Below are 18,785 nucleotides of genomic sequence, written 5' to 3'. Positions count from 1 at the left end.
AGTTTTTTAAGCGATTTGATTAAAATATAAAATGAATACATTAGTTTCAGAATCATTACTTCAACAAGTGTTGAACAGTTTTCAAGAGCAAGTGGCAGAGCCTGCTTTTTTGTCGACGATACGTCAGCAAGCTTTTGATCGCTTTTCGGCAGTTGGCTTTCCTACTGTGAAAGATGAAGAATGGAAATATACCAATATTCATAAACTTATCGATCAATCATATGTATTGAATTCGGATGTGGATATTGAAGGATTAGATTTTAGTGCTGGCGAAATTCCAAACTTGGATGCCCACCGCATCGTATTAGTTAACGGTCAATACATGCTTTCATTCTCTTCGTTGGAAGAGGAAAATGGTCTTATCGTAAAAACTATGGAAGATGCTGTGGAGGAACCTGCTTTTAAAGCTCATTTTGCGCAGCATGCTGATAAAGCCAATAACCCTTTCGTAGCATTAAATACTGCCGGTTATACAAATGGTGTTTTTATTGCACTAGCAAAAAATACAATTTTATCAAAACCAATTCATATTATCCATGTTGCGACAGGCCGTGAAGATTTCTTCTCGCAAACTCGTAATCTGATTGTTGTAGAGGCCAATGCTGAAGTAGAAATTATCGAGTCCTATATGACTGTTGATGGCGCTGCTAAAAACATTCAAAATAAAGTTTCGGAAATCGTGATCAAGGAGAATGCGAAAATGCAGCACTATTATTTGCAAATCGCAGAAGCTGTCAGTCATTATTTCAATCATACCGAAGTATATCAAGAGAAATATAGCCTTTATAATAATTATAACTGTAACTTCCCTGGCGCATCTTTTATTAGAAATAATATCAATATACGTCTTGATGCCGAAAATGTAGAGAGTCACTTATATGGTATTAACTTGACAGATGATAAACAGTTGGTGGATAACCATACGGAAGTCGATCATATGAAACCGCATTGTGAATCTTACGAATGGTACAAAAACATTACGCAAGGCGAGTCAGTAGCTGTTTTTAACGGTAAAATTTTTGTGCGTGAAGATGCTCAAAAAACGAACGCATTCCAGCAAAATAATAATTTGTTGATTTCAGATCAATCAGCAGTTTATACAAAACCGCAGTTGGAAATTTTTGCTGACGATGTTAAGTGTTCACATGGTTGTACCATCGGACAGTTTGACAATGATGCCTTGTTCTATTTAAGAGCGAGAGGCATAGGAGAACAAGCAGCACGTATTTTATTAGTACATGCATTTGCGTTTGATGTAACAAGTCGTTTTTCAAATGATGTTGTTCGTCAATATGTAGAAGAATTAGTTGAAGAAAGTTTAACAAGCAAATAGGTCACTCCCAATTGCTCTATCTATAAAAAAGCGTTTGAACTCTAATTCAAACGCTTTTACTATGAAATAATTTCAATTGCTGGATTTACTTTTAAAATTTCCTGGAGAAAAGTAACCTCGGAATTTGGATTGATAAAGACATCATCATATATATTAAAGTGTACCACCAGCCCCTTTTGATATGGATTAAAAAATGGGTACAGTCCTCTAGTTTGATTTCGTTCAATTTTTCGGATTGAAGGAATTGAAATTGTCTTCTGTTCTAAAAAATGATTTAACTTCAAGGATTTGTCAACAATACTATATTTTGGAAATATAAAAATGATGTACCAGATGGAACCAAGAAATACGGTTGATAACAGTGCACTTAGATAAATTCCATTATTAATACTTCCATAATATTTAAAAATAAGGATAGTTAAGATAATCAGTAACCAAATGTAGGTTCCTCCATTGATTTTTGGTCTATAATTTTTCATAATGAAGTATTTTTGTGGTATTCAATACTTTAAGTTAGTGTTTTTTCTGCTATTTCCATATAAATTTTTCAATATATAGTAATTCATAGGTCATTTGATCTTTTAAATAGGTTAATAGTTGTTTTAATTTTTGATTTTGAATAAATACATAGTGGCTTCAATTTCTTTTACACGCAATAGAATACGCATCTTAGGTCTGGCACTCGTTTTTGTAGTGTCCATATATATCATCATGTTTCGTGTGATAGATCAACGTTTGGAGCGATTGAATAAACGTATTTTAAAGGAGGTATCATTAGAAAAATCAGAGCTTGTTCAAAAAGAATTTGACGATTTTGATCGCATTTTTCACTTAATGGGACTTGCTGCAGATGAAGGTCAGCAAGAGTTTATGAATAAACTCATTGAACAAGACAGCGTTAAACAATTTCTTGTTGCCTATACGTACTGGAAGCCTGAATCGGGAAATTATTCAAAAAGGCTCACATGGTATGTTGATTCGCTAAATATAGACTCCGCTATTATTAGTAATGAATTATCTGTTGACCGCTCTTCGACTCGTTTTATAAAGAGTAACAAAGGAATGTACATACATGCTTATGTCACGACCAGTGCCGGAATATTGCAGCTGACATTAGATCTACATAAGTTGAACGCTTATTTTTGGGGAAGAAATTTTGGAAGGCATGCCTATTTTGAAGTTTATGATGCAGATGGGATATGTCTCATTTATCCTGATGTAAAGCGTATTGGACAAAAGAGAGTGACGACCTGGAAGAGATACCCATTAAAAGATAGTACAATGGTGTCGGACTATATACACATGGAAGTTTTGATGGAAGAGTTTAAGCTTCAAGGCATATGGTCAAACAGTAAACTTTTTGTAAATGTATTATTAATAATGACAGAAGAAGAAGTTCGCGATATTGGTAATACAACTTTTCTTCTTGGAGCAATTGGAATAGCTACTATGTTGGTTTTTATGTTTTTAATTGATTTGCAAAACAGAAAAGCGAAGCAATTGATGTTAAGGAATTTGGAGTACCAGAAAGAAGATGCTTTGCTGCGATTTGAAAATTTAAAAAGAAAAGTCGATCCTCATTTTTTATTCAATGCATTGGGTTCTTTGCAGCAATTAATAGGTAAAGACCCAATCCAAGCAAAGGCTTTTGTGGGCAAAATGGCAAAGGTATACCGTAAGTTCTTAAGTCGTGATGAAACTGGGTTGACAACAATAAAAGAAGAAATCGTACTAGCAGAAGAATATTTTTTTCTACAAAAGATTCGCTTTGCAGACACCTTAAATCCTTTAGAAATCAATATTTCGACAGAATCGATGGCTTTATATATTCCCCGTTTTAGTTTGCAAATCCTGATCGAAAATGCGATTAAGCATAATGAACTCAATAAGGAAAAACCGCTGTCGATCTCCATTATTGAAACCCACGGCCAGCTTGTTGTGCGAAACACGGTGTTGTTAAAAAATCCAGATGTGGATTCATCGGGCTATGGAACACAAATGATCGCACATGTGTATGATTTTTATCATGTCCAAGGTTTTGAAATACAGTATACTGAGGCATATTTTATAGTTTACCTCCCCTTTATTCATATCGATAGTCAATAAAGTTAAAATAATAATTTAATAGCGCTAGACTATTCTTCTAGTATTACTGCGGATTCACTCCTGAAATCAACGCCTTCACTCGATTTTGCTTTTTGGAACGATAATATATTGGCATCTTCACCACCCTATATCTATGAGTCCTATATTAATTTAATACAAATGAATAATCTGCCTTTCAAAAGAAATTCAGCATTAGCAAGCTTAAGTTTCTTTTCCATTTTTATCCTCAATTCTTGTCAGCTGCTCAGTCCATTAGGCTTAGGTAAAAAGAAAGATGTTGTCGCTGATTCCACAAAAAAGGATTCGGCTTTGGTATATGATAAGTTTTTAAAAAATGCCAAAATTGATAGCGGAATTTTTAATGTGATTAATAAAGAGAAAGATTTCTTTTTTGAGATACCTGTAGAAAAGCTAGATCAAGATTTTTTATTGATCAATAAAATCTCTTCAGTGCCATTAGCATTGAACGAAGCCGGTTTAAATAAGGGAATGAATTACGAAAATAAAGTTATTCGTTTTTCTCTGAAAAAAGCACGTAAAGAAATTTGGGCTAGTGAAATCAAGCCACAGGTTGAAGTGCCTAAAGAAGATGCGATAGCGCGTTCAGTAGCGGATAATTTTACACCATCTTTCATTGAATCCTTCAAAATTGAGGGATATAATAAGGATTCTTCTTCGGTCATCATCAAAGTGAATAAAGTATTCGATGGTACGGAAAAAAGTTTCAATGATGTATTTACCAATATTGGTCTAGGCACATCACCAAAGACTGCTTTATCGATTATCGGTCAAATGAAATCATTTGATAACAATATTGTCATCCGTTCCGTTTTATCGACTCGAGTAACAGAGGGGAATGAATCGATTCCGATTAGTTTGACGATAACAAGTAATATATTAGAACTGCCAAAGAATGCCATGAAACCCAGATTCTCAGATCCAAGGGTTGGTTATTTTACGACTCCGCGTTGGTACTTTTCAGATAAACAGCAAGAATTAGAGAAGCGGGAACTCGTAACTCGTTGGCGTCTAGAACCTCGTGAAGAAGATGTACAACGTTATTTAGCAGGTGAATTGGTTGTGCCTAGGAAACCTATTGTTTTCTATATTGATCCGGCTACTCCGCAACAATGGCGTCAGCAAATCATCGAAGGAGTACATGATTGGCAAAAGGCTTTTGAAGAAGCTGGTTTTAAAGATGCGATCATTGCAAAAGAAGTTCCTAAAGAAATGGATTTTGATATGGATGATGCCAATACATCTGCAATTACCTATGCGGCATCTCCACAGGCCAATGCCATGGGACCCTCAGTTGTAGATCCTCGCACTGGTGAAATTCTAGAAGCAGACGTTATTTGGTGGCACAACGTAATGACCGCATTGAACTCATGGATGCGCGTACAGACTGGTATTATTGACCCAACAGTTCGTGGTAATATATTTTCGGACGAAAAAATGGCGCATGCTATTCGTTTTGTGTCTTCTCATGAGATTGGTCACACCTTAGGGCTGAAACATAATATGGGTTCTTCTTTTGGCTTTCCTGTAGACTCTTTGCGTTCGGCATCTTTTACACAAAAGATGGGTGGTACAGCAACATCCATTATGGATTATGCTCGTTTTAATTATGTTGCACAGCCTGAAGATCAAGTGCAAGCCATCACACCAGTGATCGGGTTGTATGATAAATATGCGATTGCATGGGCTTATCGTTGGTATCCAAATAAAACAGCTTGGGAAGAACTACCATTGTTGAAAAAAGAAATCGAAGCCAAGCAAGACAATCCTTACTATTGGTATGGAGAACAACAAGACCCTAAAAATACAATTGACCCAAGATCACAATCTGAGGATTTGGGCGATAATGCGATGCTTGCCGGAACCTATGGTTTGAAAAATTTAAAACGCATCATGCCTCAAATTATTAATTGGACAACGACTTCTGGTCAAGATTATTATAAAGCAGGTAAATTGTATATGGCAGTGATCGGTCAGTGGTATACTTATGCCGATCATGTATCTAATAATATTGGAGGTATCTACTTAAATAATCCTGTTTTGGGAGATGGCAAAGATGCTTATGCAGCAGTACCACGTCAGACACAAATAGAAGCATTAGCTTATTTGAAACAACATGTCTTCAAGCTGCCAGAATGGTTGTTCCGTAAGGAATTGATGACAAAAACTTTCCCATTAAAAGATAGTCCAGTAGGATCATTTGAATATGCGCCCTATACATTAAAAAGAGAGTTTCAATACAGTTTGTTGTATAATTTGCTTCAAGACCAACGCTTACTGCGTATGACCGAGATGGAATTATTATTTGGACGTAGCCAAGCTTGGAGTGTAGAAGAATTTTTGAAAGCACTGCGTCAAGATATTTTTGCAAAAACGATAGCAAAGCAAAACTTAGATATCGATGCACGTATGTTGCAGCAAAATTATATCGATATTTTATTGATTACCAATAATAAAAGTATGGATAAGTTAAACACAAAGAAATTATCTTTTGTGGACCAATTTATGCAAACAGCCAAGCCAACTTTTTGTCCGATACACGGCACAACACATGCGGCTACTGATGAATCTCATTTACGTAATGTACATGTTTCGGGTATGAGTAGAACCGCTGAAATGTTGACCGTAAAACGTGCTGAACTCATTCAGATCCAAAAGTTGTTGAAAGCGGCACAATCATCAGGCGATTTTACCACACAAGCACATTATCAAGACCTATTAATGCGAATTAGTAGTACTTTAAATATGAGTAAATAACTAAATCTATCAAAAACAAATGAACAAATTCTTACTCTTTATTGCGTTTTCTTGTTTCCATTTACTGACTTTTGCCCAAGAGACAGTCATCTTAAAAGGAAAGGTGTTGGATAGCAAGACGCAAGCTCCAATTTTAGGAGCAACTGTATTTGTTGAAAGTACAGCAGTAGGGGAATCTACGGGCGTAGTTGGTCAAATACAACAATCTGCATTGGGAGCAGTGACCGACAACGCTGGTAATTTTACTTTAACTGTGCCGACGGACGTTAAATATTTTACAGTTTCCTTTGTGGGTTATCAGACTAGACAAATCCAGGTTGCCAAAGTATTTAATACGATTTATTTGGAGTCTCTTGAAAATTCCTTACAAGAGGTTATCGTGACTGGATATAATCCAATTGCAAAGAAAAAAAATACTACTGCTTATACTAAACTTAAAGTCGATGATATCAAGCAAACAGGAGTATCGAGTATTGATCAATTATTAGAAGGTCAGGTAGCTGGGTTACAATTGACCAACTTAACTGGAGGACCAAATTCAGCTCCGCAGATCCGTATTCGTGGTACTGTATCTATCAATGGTACGCAAGATCCACTTTGGGTAATCGATGGTTTGCCCATTGAAGGAACAGCTCTGCCAAACTCCTTTGATAAGGATAATTTAAATAGTTTACAAAATTTACCTATCGCAGGTATCAACCCGGATGATATTGCCGATATCACGGTATTAAAAGATGCAGCGGCAACATCCATCTATGGTGCTAGAGCAGCCAATGGTGTTATCGTCATTACAACAAAAAAAGGTAAGCGTGGTCCTACCCAAGTTGCAGTTTCTGCCAATAGTTTTGTAACTCAAAAACCACATTTTGATCGCTTGAACTTAATGAATTCGTCGCAGAAAGTTGATTTCGAGTTGGCTATGGCTCAACGTAATGATTTAGATTACAGAGCCGGTAAAGGTGCTATTGCACGTTTATTGAATCAGTCAAATGAGTTGGATCTCTTCCGTCAGAGTGGCTTATCGGCTTTATCTAATAATACGCAAGATGCTATTCAAAACTTAAGGAATCAAAATCAAAACTGGGGGGATGAATTGTTCCGTGCAGCACTAAACCAACAATATTCAGCATCCATCTCTGGAGGGTCTGATAATCATGATTTCTACCTATCTGGTGGTTTTTATGATGAACAAGCTGCAACAAGGGGAGTAGGGATGCGCCGTTACTCATTGACATTAAATAATAACTTTACGATTAGTAATAAGCTAAAGGCCGGAATTAATTTATTAGGTTCAACAACTGCAAGAAATAACTTTATTCAAGACGCTGATGCCCTTACGAATCCTGTAAATTATATCCGTTCGGTAAACCCATATCTCTCCATAAGAGATGCACAGGGTAAATTTGTTTATGACCCTGATATTGATGGATATGAAAATGCTTATATCCCGTTTAATTCTATCGAGGAACGTCAAAATACAAGCTATAACTTAGATAATAAAGCTTTAAAGGCAATTGCTAACTTATCTTATCAAGTATTGCCTTCCTTATTGTTACGTACTGAATTTGGTTTGCAGTTTGATGAGAACCGTTCAGAGAGATTTGCGGACAAGGAGTCCTACAATACGAGAAAATTAAGAGAGGGTACACGTTACTATGACTCTGTCGCGAAAAAGACTAAATACTTCTTGCCTGATGGCGGAACCATTCAAAATGATAATCGCAGTATCTTTCAATATAACTGGAAATCCTTTGCACAATATAACCTAACCTTAAATGATAAACACGATTTTGAATTTATGGGTGGTACAGAATTACGTCGATCAAAATCTGATGGAATTGCTACTAAAGGATTTGGTTATAACCCAAAAACCTTGACGACTCAAAGTATTCTTTTTCCGAATGCAACAAATATAGATAATGCATTATATCGCCAATATGCCAAAGTAATTGGGGAGACATCTTACGCATCTTTCTATGCCAATGCTTCCTATACCTATAATCAGAAATATAATGTGTACGGAAGTATTCGTTACGATGGTTCAAATATGTTCGGTGTAGATCCGAAATATAGATTTTTACCGATTTGGTCAATCTCTGGTTCATGGAATGCCAGTGAGGAAGATTTTATTAAAGAGCAAACTTGGATTTCGAATTTAAAAGTTCGAGGTTCTTACGGTATTCAAGGAAATATTGATAGGAATACCTATCCTTTCATCATTGGTAATTACAGCACAGGAACAATATTACCTGGTAATACGGAAGAAACGATTGTGGTTACTACACCGGCAAACGATAAATTGCGTTGGGAGAAAACAAAATCATGGAACCTAGGCTTAGATTTAGCTGTCTTAAAAAATAGACTACAGTTTACAGTAGATTATTACAACCGCAAATCTACAGATCTAATTGGTACAAGTAGTTTACCTTTGGAAAATGGTTTCGAGAATGTACAACGTAACTGGGCTTCAGTAAATAATGATGGTATTGAATTCATGATCAGTAGCCGTAATATTGTACGAGAACATTTTACTTGGTCTACCGATTTTAATATTGCACATAACCGTAGTAAATTGACTCGTGTTATCAGTAACCCGAAGGCTTATTCAGTAGATGTACGTGAAGGAGACCCAATTAATTCTTTATATGTATTAGAAACCGCTGGCTTAGACAAAGACGGTCTACCTCAGTTCTATAATGATAAGAGAGAGGTTGTTTCTTATGAAGACTTTTATGGTTTATATGATGGATGGGCAGATTTTCTACCGGGCTATAATGTGTCAACAAGCCTAACAGAAAAGACATATCAGGAGAAATTTAAATACCAAGGTTCATTGGATCCTAAATTTATTGGAGGTATGACCAATAGATTTCGTTTAGGAGCCTTTGATTTAGCAGTTTCTGCAGTATTTAATGTGGATAAATGGATGCGTCGTACACCAACTTATAATCCATCTATGGTGGATCGTGGGTTTAATTATACTACAGATGTTTTAACAGCGGTACAGGGTGGGGCAGCTGGTATTCCAAAAATTGGCTCTTCAAATTCAGAATTAAATGATCGTTGGATGGCTTATAGCTGGATGATGGACAATGATCCAGTCGGATCGTATAAGAACTTAGATATCTGGTCAAAAAAGATGAGTTATGTGCGCATCAATAGTATTCGTTTAGGGTATACCTTGCCTAAATATATTGCTAGTAAAGTACAGGCATCAAACATTCGCTTTAATGTCGAAGGACGTAACTTATTGGTATTTGGATCAAGTTATAAAGGTTACTTCGATCCAGAGACTTATGGAAATAACTACGCGCAACCCATCTCTAAGTCTATTTCCTTTGGTTTAAATGCATCATTTTAATTAAGCTAAATATGAAAAAGAATTTATTATTTATCGGATTACTTGCAGCAGTTTTATTGACCTCTTCTTGTAATAAGTATTTAGATATACAACCCGTAGGAACGGTTATTCCTAAAACAGAATCAGATTTTAGAGCCTTAATGGTTTCGGCATATATCAGTTATCCAGCGCATAAATCGCGACTGAATTTGCGTACAGATGAATTAATTTTGGATGAATATTCAGTAGATATTGGAGAAATTAAAGATTTATATCTTTGGAATGATCAGAATCCAGATGTGAAAACCTTTCCTATGGCTTGGGAGACCATCTATAAGTCAATTTTTTATGCAAACTATGTGATTGCTGAAGGAAAGAATGTGGCTGGAGACTCTGATGAGATGCAACAAATTCGTGCGGAAGCCTATTTAATTCGTGCTTATTCGCATTTCGAATTGTTAAATACCTATTCGGAAAACTTTAATCCGGCTAGTGCAGCAACAGATCGTGGTATACCTATTTCTTTACGTGTTGATTTGGAACAATTGTTTAAACCAGCTTCGGTAGAAGAGGTATATGCACAGGTATTAGCGGATATGAAAGAGGCTGAAGCTTTGTTGCATGTAAGCGATAATGCAAACAATGTAAAATATAGATTTTCCAAAAGAGCATATTATGCTTTTGAAGCTCGTGTACGTTTGTATAGAGGAGAATGGTCATTAGCAGTGGAAGCCGCAAATAAAGCTTTGGCAATAAATGCTGATCTGGAAAATTTGAATCTGCCGAATTCAAAAATTCCGACAGATTTCGAATCAAAAGAAATGATCCAGGCTTGGGAAAGAGTAGGAGACTCGAAAGTGAGTCGTTCAACTTTTATTAATCCTCAGTTTATGGCAAGTTATTCAAAAGGGGACTTGCGTTTAACTCGTTTCTTCCAAAAATCAGGTCATGATTATGTTTCTGCAAAAGGAACAGATACACGATATAATTCTACGTTTAGAAATGCAGAATTGTATTTGATTAAAGCCGAAAGCGAAGCGCAGTTGGGTAAAAAGGATCAGGCAATAGCTTCGTTATCTACTTTATTGAAAAATAGATTAATCCCAGAGACATACTCAGAAGCAATACAGAGATTGGCAACTTTATCCAATGACGCTTTAAAGGCAGAGATTATTGTCGAAAGAGGACGTGAATTGACTTTAGAAGGTTTACGCTGGTATGATTTAAAACGGAGTAGTAGACCCGCGATTGAACACCATTATTTGGATCAAGTTTATCAGTTGCAGAAAAATGACCCCCGTTATGTGATTCGTTATCCAAAAGAATCAATTTCGAATAATCCAGATTTATAAAATTAACGCATTTTTATAAAATTCAATCCTCATTCTGAAAAGAATGGGGATTTTTTTATAAATTCAGCACATGTTTAAAAAGATATTAATCGTAGAGGATGAAAATTGGGCTTCGGAAAGTTTACTGGAGAAATTGAGCCAATTGATTTCCTCAAAGTTTGAATCTACGGTTAAAACGACAGTGCGCGAAGCTGCTGATTGGTTGCTTAAAAATGAGGTCGATCTCATTTTTATGGATGTTCAGCTTGGTGATGGACTCAGCTTTGAGATCTTTGATCAAGTAAAAATCAACGTACCTGTTATCTTTACAACCGCTTTTGAAGATTATGCATTAAAAGCATTTCAACATCAAGGCTATGCCTATCTATTGAAACCTTATGATGAAGACGAGTTACAAGAAGCTCTGAATAAAATTACACCCTTTTTTGCTCAAGAAACCGATGAGGTAAAGTACAAAAGTCGTTTTTTGGTACGCTATGGAATAAGGCTAAAATCTATCCCAACAGTTGATATTGCTTACTTTATGGCTGAAGATAAACTGCTTTATGGATATACCAAAGATGGCGATCAGTTTATTGTGGAAGATACTATTACAGGACTTGGATCAAGGCTAGATCCAGAGTTCTTTTTTCAGATCAATCGCAAATTTATCATACATATTGATTCCATTTCGGATATGTTAAAAGTAGGACGAAACCGTATTCGCCTGCAACTGCAACCAGCTCTGCCGGTAGGAGTTGAAGTCATAGTCAGTGAAGATAAATCATCCGATTTTCAAATGTGGCTGGATCGCTAAATTTTTTCTATTTTTGTGCCATTATGAAAGTCGCTTTATATACAACATTTTATTTCTAATCTGAGGACAATTTCGTTCATTAGGTTTTTTGTTTCATGAGGTCAGTGATATTGTACTATCACTGACAGTTGTATTTTACTGAATTATTTTATGGAAAAGAAAAATTGGTTTCAGACCTATCTTTATATTTGGATTGGACAGTTTGTATCGTTATTGACCAGTTCTGCGGTTAACTTTGCTGTAATTGTGTGGTTAAGTTTAACCCACAAATCTGCAGAAGTATTGGCCTTGGCCGGAATAGCTGGCTTATTGCCTCAAGCATTGATCGGCCCATTTGTTGGTGTTTTTATCGATCGTTGGGACCGCAAAAAGGTGATGATTTTTGCAGATGCTTTTATTGCGCTTTGTACTTTGCTCATGACATTTGTTCTTCAGGGATCAACTGTCGGTTTATCTGTGATCTATTTGTTATTAACATGTCGCTCTATTGGATCTGCTTTTCATGCTCCTGCGATGCAAGCTATAGCACCATTGATGGTGCCCGAGGATAAGCTCTTGCGTGTATCAGGGATCAATCAGATGCTTCAATCGGTGAGCAGTATCGCAGGACCTGCACTAGGTACATTGGCTATTACTTATTTTTCAATTTCACAAGTGCTTTATCTCGATGTTATTGGTGCTGCTGTAGCCATTATATCCTTACTCTTCGTGACCATACCACATCTAGCGGTAGAGTCCACCTTGTCGATTGCACAGGTTTGGGATGATTTGAAACAAGGTATGAAAGCCATCTATCATAATCGTGGATTGAGCCTACTGTTTTTGTATGCCATGATCGCCACTTTTTGTGTAATGCCTATAGCCATCATGTTTCCTTTGCTGACCATTGGTCATTTCAACGGTGGTAAATGGGAGATGAGCGTAATTGAAATTATCTGGGGAGTTGGTATGTTAGTCGGAGGTGGCTTGTTGAGTGCATTTAAAGTTCAGTTCTCGAAAGTGATCATGATTAATACCATGCATATCGTGCTGGGATTGACATTTGCATTTTCAGGCTGGTTTCCTGCTACCTGGTTTATCCCATTTGTCGTAGTGACTGCGATTGGAGGAATGGCGATGTCGCTGTTCTCTGCCTCATTTATGACCACTATACAAGAAGAAGTAGCTCCGCAAATGTTGGGACGTGTGTTTTCCCTTTATTTTAGTCTTGCTATTTTACCAAGTGTCGTTGGACTACTTTTTACCGGTTTTATTGCAGATGTTATTGGAGTTGCTCATGCTTTTGTGATCGCAGGAATACTGATGATGGTTGTAGGCATATTATCCTTTTTTACACCAGCAGTAATGCGCTTAGGAAAGAAATAGTTTAAAATCTCCTGAAAAAAATAAAAGCTTCCAAATTTTGGAAGCTTTTATTTTGAGCGAAAGACGAGATTCGAACTCGCGACCCCAACCTTGGCAAGGTTGTGCTCTACCAACTGAGCTACTTTCGCGTTTGTCTTACAAAAATACGGCTTTATTTGAATTTTTGCAAGACCAATTTAAAAATTTATCAATTTAATTGATCGCATTGGCACAGTTCATACCATCAATAGCTGCAGAAATAATACCGCCAGCAAATCCAGCGCCTTCGGCACATGGATAAAGTCCTTTAATTTCAGGATGTTGTAATGTCGTTTTGTCACGCGGAATGCGAATAGGAGATGATGTCCGAGATTCTACGGCAACTAGGATCGCTTCATTGGTATAATATCCTTTCATCTTTTTCCCAAAAATAGGTAGCACACCACGTAGCGCCTCATATACAAACTGTGGCAATACTTGAGTTAAATCAGCAGAAATTGTACCCGGTTTGTAAGAGTTTTCAGGGAGATCTTTGGAGATACGTCCTTCTACGAAATCAATCATACGTTGGGCAGGTGCGACCATTTTGCCTCCACCAGCTTCAAAAGCGCGTCTTTCTATTTCACGTTGAAAATCTAATAGGGCAAATGGATTACTTTCAGATCCCTCAACATCTTCGAGATTGATTTGAATAACAGTGCCCGAATTGGCATGTGGATTATTCCGCTTAGAAGGTGACCAGCCATTGACCACAATTTCATTGTCTGCTGTAGCACAAGGAGCAATAACTCCACCAGGACACATACAAAAAGAAAACACTCCGCGACCATTTACCTGCTCCACGAGACTATAATAAGCCGGTGGAAGATGTTCGCTTCTTATTTCGCAATGGTATTGCGCCTGATCGATAATCTCTTGTGGATGTTCGATGCGTACTCCCAAAGCAAAGGCTTTTGCCTCCAGTAACCAGTTTTTTTTACGGAAGAGTTCAAATATATCACGTGCAGAGTGTCCCGTGGCGACGATGACATGGCTTGCAGTTAATGTTGTACCATTGGCAAGTGTAACTCCCGTAACGTGACCGTTTTCCGTATTGATATCGACCACACGCTGTTCAAAAATAACCTCGCCTCCATAAGAAATGATGGTCTCACGAATCGCTTGGATAATATGCGGTAATTTATTAGTGCCAATATGTGGACGTGCATTGACCAGGATATCTTCATTTGCACCGTGAGAGACAAATAGTTTTAATACTTTTTCAACATCACCACGTTTGTCAGAGCGTGTATACAATTTGCCGTCTGAATAAGTTCCAGCACCTCCTTCGCCAAAACAGTAGTTTGAATCTTCATCCACGATACCCTCGCGATTTAACTTGGCAAGATCGCGACGACGGTCCTGTACACATTTGCCACGCTCGATGACGATCGGTTTTAGACCTTTTTCAAGACACTGGAGTGCCGCAAATAAACCCGCTGGCCCAGCACCAATAATTAAAACAGGTTGTGCATCTTGGACATATTGATAGTTGATCTTAAAACTTTCGGTAATGGGGTGCTCGTCTATAAAAAAGATAATACGAGCTCTAAAAACAACATGACGACTTCGGGCATCTATTGAACGTTTACGGATTTTAAATCCTTTAATCCGTTCAAGTTTTATATTCAAGGATTTGGCACCTTGATTTAAAATGTAAGTATCGTCTTCCATTCGTTCTGGAGCGATAGCCAATTCAATTTCTTTCTGCATAAATTTCTTGCTGGGTTTTTATCCCAAAAACAGGTCAAAGTTAAGGATATCTACTGTATTTTTTTAGTGATTAGTAGGTGTGCACCTAAAATTATTCTTATATTCGTGGGAGTGGTATAAGCTTTGTAGTAAGCATATCATTAAAATTTATTTGAAATATATTAATTCAACGAAAAAATGAAAAGATTATTAGTCGCATTCTTTGGTTTAATGGTCGTATTATCTTTCAGTTCATGTGGGTACAATACAATGGTATCGCAGGACGAAAATGTAAAAGGTAAATGGGCTCAGGTTGAAAATGCATATCAGAGACGTGCAGATTTAGTTCCTAATTTGGTCAATACCGTTAAAGGAGCTGCAAAGCACGAAGAAAGTACATTAACAGCTGTTGTTGAAGCTCGTGCAAAAGCGACTTCTATTACGGTAGATCCTACTAATTTGAATGAAGAAACGATTGCACAATATCAAAAGGTACAAGATCAATTTTCTGGTTCTTTGAGTAAATTGATGGCGACAGTAGAAGCTTATCCTGATTTGAAAGCAAATCAAAACTTTTTAGAACTGCAAGCACAATTAGAGGGCACTGAAAACAGAATTTCAACAGAGCGTAGAGCGTATAATGAAGCTGTACAGCAGTTTAATACTACGGTAAGAAGCTTTCCTAATAATTTGATGGCAGGTATGTTTGGCTTCAAAGCGAAAGGAACCTTTACAGCACAAGAAGGTGCAGATAAAGCACCAGCAGTATCTTTCTAAATATACCACAATAGTTTACTAGAAAAGATGAATGATGGGCTTATCTTGTGCACACATTCATCTTTTTTTATTTTTATAAGACTTTAGTAATGGGAACATTTTCATCAGAACAGCAGGAAAAAGTGGTGCATGCCATCAGTATAGCGGAGAATAAAACTTCGGGTGAGATACGAGTGGTGGTTGAAAAACACTGTCCTGGAGAAGTTTTTGATCGGGCAACATATTATTTTGAGAAATTGGCGATGCATAAAACTGCTTTAAGAAATGGAGTTTTAATTTATCTGGCGCATGAAGATCATAAGTTTTCGATCATTGGAGACGCTGGTATTCATAAGAAAGTATCGGACGATTTCTGGGAGTGTACAAAAGAAATTATGGTGCAAGAATTTCGAAAAGAACAGTTTGTAGAAGGATTGATTCAAGGAATTGTGCATGCTGGAGGCCAATTGGCAAAATTTTATCCGAGAGAAGAGGATGATATTAATGAATTACCGAATGATATTGTTTTTGGCGATAGATAAAAATGAATAAACTGAAGGAATATAGGTCATTGACCAAAATTAGATTTTCAAGCATCAATATTTTTGCATTGACGATTGCTATGCTGTGCAGTGTGGTCAGTTTGCTTGCTCAGGATTTTCCGGCTGTACCAAACCGATTGGTCAATGATTATACAAAAACATTGACAGCAAGTCAGGTGGATCAACTGGAACAAAAGCTCCTAGCTTTTGAAGACTCAACTTCTATACAGATTGCGGTAGTCCTGATGAATTCGACAGGATCTTATGATATTAGTGATTATGCAGTACGACTTGCTCAACAATGGGGCGTTGGAAATAAAAAGTACAACAATGGTATCATGCTCCTTGCAGCAATTGGAGATCGGGCAGTTACTATTCAAACTGGATATGGTATAGAAGGATCTGTCCCCGATGCGATCGCACATCGAATCATTGAAAATGAAATAAAGCCTGCCTTTCGAGCGCAAGATTATTATACAGGAGTAAACCGTGCGACAGATGCATTGATTTCATATACTAAAGGAGAATATAAAGCAGACCCGAAGCAACCAGAAGGAAAAGGTGGTGGTTCAAAAATGTTGATCATCATTGTGGTTGTCATGATTGTTATTGCTCTAATCTCACGCAAAGGGGGCAATGGCGGTAACGGCGGTGGTAAAGTAATGAATGGTAGAGGAACTTCTGATTTGTTTTGGTGGACTTTACTTAATAGTCTAGGTCGAGGTGGATCTGGCGGCGGCGGCTTCGGCGGCGGTGGTGATGGAGGTGGCTTCGGCGGTTTTGGTGGTGGCGGCTTTGGCGGAGGCGGTGCCAGCGGCAGATGGTAACAGATAACAATTAGAGAATAGCAAAGGATAAATAAATTTTTAAGATAACGAAGCCATCATGAGCAAGTGTGATCAAACACGGATGAATTTTGCTCATAATAGCTTCATAATAGATCAAAAACAAATTATATACTGATGAAAAAAGGAATATTATTGGGATTAAGTTGTATCCCAGCTTTAATTTTTGCACAAGAAAACTTCACCTTAACAGGTAAGGTAAAAGGTGCTTCGGATAAAGCAAAAGTTTTTATGCAATATGTTGAAAATAATGCACGTAAAATTGATTCTACGACTATAACTGGAGGACAGTTTAAGTTTAATGGTTCAGTTGCTGGACCAGTAAAAGCTTATGTAATACTTTCTGCCGATGGCACATCCATCAAAGAAATTCAAAATCCTGATCTAACACAAGTTTATTTGTCAAGTGGTGTCATTAAGGTAGACACTGATGGCGAAATGAAAAATGCTATTATTTCAGGTAATGCTATTAATACTGATTTCGCAAAATATCAAGCAGCAACCAAGTCTTATACAGATGCATTTCAGGGTTTAAATAAACGCTATGCTGAAGCTACGGATGAGCAACGTAATGATCAAACTTTTATAGCAGGTTTACAGAAAGAAGCAGGTGAGATCAATGAGAAACAAGAAGTAGCGGACGAACAATTTATTAAGGATAATAAATCAAGTTTTATTACATTGGATCTACTTTCTGATAAGTTAGATGGTGAAAATGTCAATTCTTTAATTATTCCAAGTTATCAAGCACTTTCTGCTGATCTGAAAAATAGTAAAAAGGGTAAAGAATTAGCGGCTAGAATTGAGAAATTGAAGGCAGTTGCTATCGGTTCAATGGCACCAGATTTTTCATTGCCAGATACTGCCGGAAATGAAATCGCATTGTCTTCTTTAAGAGGTAAGTATGTGTTATTAGATTTTTGGGCGAGTTGGTGTGGACCATGTCGTCATGAAAACCCCAATGTAGTAGCTGCATTTAACAAATTTAAAGACAAAAACTTTACTGTATTTGGTGTCTCATTGGACAACCCGGGTAAAAAGGATGCTTGGATGAAAGCAATCGCTGACGATCAGTTGGGACAGTGGCCACATGTATCAGATTTGCAAGGTTGGAAATCAGCACCAGTAGGATTATATGAAGTACGTGGTATTCCACAAAACTTTTTAATTGATCCGACTGGTAAAATTATTGCTTCAAATCTCCGTGGAGAAGAACTACAAGCTAAATTGGCAGAATTGCTAAAGTAATAGCAGTGTAAGGATACTATTTAAAGGGCTTTTCGATTCGTCAAAAAGCCCTTTTATTTTTACTATTGTAAATGCGTATTTTTTTTCACCTGATATGGGCAACAGTTTTAGTGACCAGTTGCCACAACAAACAAGAAGCGGGAGTACCGATTCTTAATCTAGCGGCTTTATCCGCCATTCCTTTGGAAAAGCCAATCGATAGTTTGGCAAAGGGCGATACCTTTATTGATGTTCAACTGCCTGTAGGAGCACGTATTGAAGAGTTATCTAAAGATGATTTAAGTCTATTGAAAGCTGCGGCCTATCGTTTTTTTGGTAAAGTTAAATTAGTCGATAATCAATATGTTGCAGATATTAAAGATGGAAAAGAAATTGAAGTTTCAGATGCTGTTGTTTCTGCATATTTGAAGGCCATATCCAGTACAAATGCTTTTGCAGATTCCCTTAAAAAGGAAGGACAAGAGATTCAATTGCCCGCTATCACGGATGAATACCGAAATGCTTTATTGAAATAACGGTAAACAGGCGTGTCAAATTAACGATTGCCCCAATGACTACTTAATTTTTAGAAGCGTCGATTGAAATAAAAAAAGGAAAACTAACGCTATAAATTTTGG

14 protein-coding genes and 1 tRNA gene are annotated in these 18,785 nt (G+C 37.0%); 12 read left to right on the top strand and 3 right to left on the bottom strand.

All coding sequences use genetic code 11. The features are described 5' to 3' along the window. Window positions 1-31 precede the first annotated feature (31 nt). Window positions 32-1,333 (top strand): Fe-S cluster assembly protein SufD, encoded by a 1,302-nt coding sequence (gene sufD, locus B3P23_RS06965; protein ID WP_293925222.1) that lies wholly within the window; start codon window positions 32-34, stop codon window positions 1,331-1,333. Between the two features lie 59 nt (window positions 1,334-1,392). On the opposite strand, the gene B3P23_RS06960 is transcribed toward sufD, so the two are convergent. Continuing rightward, the gene (locus B3P23_RS06960) at window positions 1,393-1,812 is read right to left on the bottom strand and encodes a PH domain-containing protein (RefSeq protein WP_293925221.1); all 420 of its coding nucleotides are present in this window, start codon (window positions 1,810-1,812) and stop codon (window positions 1,393-1,395) included. Between the two features lie 136 nt (window positions 1,813-1,948). On the opposite strand from B3P23_RS06960, the gene B3P23_RS06955 reads away from it, so the two are divergent. The 6 genes from B3P23_RS06955 (at window position 1,949) to B3P23_RS06930 (ending at window position 13,067) form a co-directional block, all read left to right on the top strand. Further along, the gene (locus tag B3P23_RS06955; protein ID WP_293925220.1) at window positions 1,949-3,439 is read left to right on the top strand and encodes a sensor histidine kinase; all 1,491 of its coding nucleotides are present in this window, start codon (window positions 1,949-1,951) and stop codon (window positions 3,437-3,439) included. A gap of 159 nt (window positions 3,440-3,598) precedes the next feature. After that, window positions 3,599-6,214, top strand: a complete 2,616-nt coding sequence (locus B3P23_RS06950; RefSeq protein ID WP_293925219.1) for a zinc-dependent metalloprotease — start codon at window positions 3,599-3,601, stop codon at window positions 6,212-6,214. 19 nt (window positions 6,215-6,233) lie between these two features. Then, window positions 6,234-9,575 carry a SusC/RagA family TonB-linked outer membrane protein gene (locus B3P23_RS06945; protein ID WP_293925218.1) on the top strand — a complete coding sequence of 1,114 codons (3,342 nt, stop codon included), beginning with the start codon at window positions 6,234-6,236 and terminating at the stop codon, window positions 9,573-9,575. A gap of 11 nt (window positions 9,576-9,586) precedes the next feature. After that, entirely contained in the window at window positions 9,587-10,906 is a 1,320-nt protein-coding gene (locus B3P23_RS06940) for a RagB/SusD family nutrient uptake outer membrane protein (protein ID WP_293925217.1), read from the top strand. Window positions 10,907-10,976: 70 nt separating this feature from the next. Continuing rightward, window positions 10,977-11,702: a LytR/AlgR family response regulator transcription factor gene (locus B3P23_RS06935; RefSeq protein ID WP_094773157.1), complete on the top strand. Its 726-nt coding sequence runs from the start codon at window positions 10,977-10,979 to the stop codon at window positions 11,700-11,702. 150 nt (window positions 11,703-11,852) lie between these two features. Continuing rightward, complete coding sequence (locus tag B3P23_RS06930) at window positions 11,853-13,067, top strand: MFS transporter (protein WP_293925216.1); 1,215 nt, start codon at window positions 11,853-11,855, stop codon at window positions 13,065-13,067. 55 nt (window positions 13,068-13,122) lie between these two features. Here the strand turns inward: B3P23_RS06930 and B3P23_RS06925 are convergent. Together B3P23_RS06925 and B3P23_RS06920 are read right to left on the bottom strand one after the other, a co-directional pair. Then, a tRNA-Gly gene (locus B3P23_RS06925) sits at window positions 13,123-13,195 on the bottom strand. Between the two features lie 64 nt (window positions 13,196-13,259). Next, the gene (locus B3P23_RS06920; protein WP_293925215.1) at window positions 13,260-14,798 is read right to left on the bottom strand and encodes an NAD(P)/FAD-dependent oxidoreductase; all 1,539 of its coding nucleotides are present in this window, start codon (window positions 14,796-14,798) and stop codon (window positions 13,260-13,262) included. A 177-nt stretch (window positions 14,799-14,975) separates the two neighbouring features. On the opposite strand from B3P23_RS06920, the gene B3P23_RS06915 reads away from it, so the two are divergent. The 5 genes from B3P23_RS06915 (at window position 14,976) to B3P23_RS06895 (ending at window position 18,683) form a co-directional block, all read left to right on the top strand. Beyond that, a complete protein-coding gene (locus B3P23_RS06915) occupies window positions 14,976-15,554 on the top strand; it encodes a LemA family protein (protein ID WP_293925214.1) in 579 nt (192 codons plus the stop codon). Window positions 15,555-15,643: 89 nt separating this feature from the next. Further along, window positions 15,644-16,075, top strand: a complete 432-nt coding sequence (locus tag B3P23_RS06910; protein ID WP_045756235.1) for a TPM domain-containing protein — start codon at window positions 15,644-15,646, stop codon at window positions 16,073-16,075. Window positions 16,076-16,155: 80 nt separating this feature from the next. After that, the gene (locus B3P23_RS06905; protein WP_084405451.1) at window positions 16,156-16,902 is read left to right on the top strand and encodes a TPM domain-containing protein; all 747 of its coding nucleotides are present in this window, start codon (window positions 16,156-16,158) and stop codon (window positions 16,900-16,902) included. Between the two features lie 135 nt (window positions 16,903-17,037). Continuing rightward, the gene (locus B3P23_RS06900; RefSeq protein ID WP_045756233.1) at window positions 17,038-18,168 is read left to right on the top strand and encodes a TlpA disulfide reductase family protein; all 1,131 of its coding nucleotides are present in this window, start codon (window positions 17,038-17,040) and stop codon (window positions 18,166-18,168) included. Between the two features lie 71 nt (window positions 18,169-18,239). Then, window positions 18,240-18,683: a hypothetical protein gene (locus B3P23_RS06895; protein WP_293925213.1), complete on the top strand. Its 444-nt coding sequence runs from the start codon at window positions 18,240-18,242 to the stop codon at window positions 18,681-18,683. Window positions 18,684-18,785 lie beyond the last annotated feature (102 nt).

Origin of the sequence: Sphingobacterium sp. UBA6320, assembly GCF_002440335.1 — a bacterium.
In the GTDB taxonomy this organism is placed as follows: domain Bacteria; phylum Bacteroidota; class Bacteroidia; order Sphingobacteriales; family Sphingobacteriaceae; genus Sphingobacterium.
The sequence above is the reverse complement of the archived record's forward strand: the minus strand, read 5'-3'. Positions and strand labels throughout refer to the sequence as shown.

Coding starts and splice junctions, on each gene's coding strand:
- B3P23_RS06945 (WP_293925218.1), top strand. CDS start 6,234: ATGAACAAATTCTTACTCTTTATTGCGTTTTCTTGTTTCCATTTACTG.
- B3P23_RS06895 (WP_293925213.1), top strand. CDS start 18,240: ATGCGTATTTTTTTTCACCTGATATGGGCAACAGTTTTAGTGACCAGT.
- B3P23_RS06920 (WP_293925215.1), bottom strand. CDS start 14,798: ATGCAGAAAGAAATTGAATTGGCTATCGCTCCAGAACGAATGGAAGAC.
- B3P23_RS06935 (WP_094773157.1), top strand. CDS start 10,977: ATGTTTAAAAAGATATTAATCGTAGAGGATGAAAATTGGGCTTCGGAA.
- B3P23_RS06900 (WP_045756233.1), top strand. CDS start 17,038: ATGAAAAAAGGAATATTATTGGGATTAAGTTGTATCCCAGCTTTAATT.
- B3P23_RS06950 (WP_293925219.1), top strand. CDS start 3,599: ATGAATAATCTGCCTTTCAAAAGAAATTCAGCATTAGCAAGCTTAAGT.
- B3P23_RS06930 (WP_293925216.1), top strand. CDS start 11,853: ATGGAAAAGAAAAATTGGTTTCAGACCTATCTTTATATTTGGATTGGA.
- B3P23_RS06910 (WP_045756235.1), top strand. CDS start 15,644: ATGGGAACATTTTCATCAGAACAGCAGGAAAAAGTGGTGCATGCCATC.
- sufD (WP_293925222.1), top strand. CDS start 32: ATGAATACATTAGTTTCAGAATCATTACTTCAACAAGTGTTGAACAGT.
- B3P23_RS06940 (WP_293925217.1), top strand. CDS start 9,587: ATGAAAAAGAATTTATTATTTATCGGATTACTTGCAGCAGTTTTATTG.
- B3P23_RS06960 (WP_293925221.1), bottom strand. CDS start 1,812: ATGAAAAATTATAGACCAAAAATCAATGGAGGAACCTACATTTGGTTA.
- B3P23_RS06905 (WP_084405451.1), top strand. CDS start 16,156: ATGCTGTGCAGTGTGGTCAGTTTGCTTGCTCAGGATTTTCCGGCTGTA.
- B3P23_RS06915 (WP_293925214.1), top strand. CDS start 14,976: ATGAAAAGATTATTAGTCGCATTCTTTGGTTTAATGGTCGTATTATCT.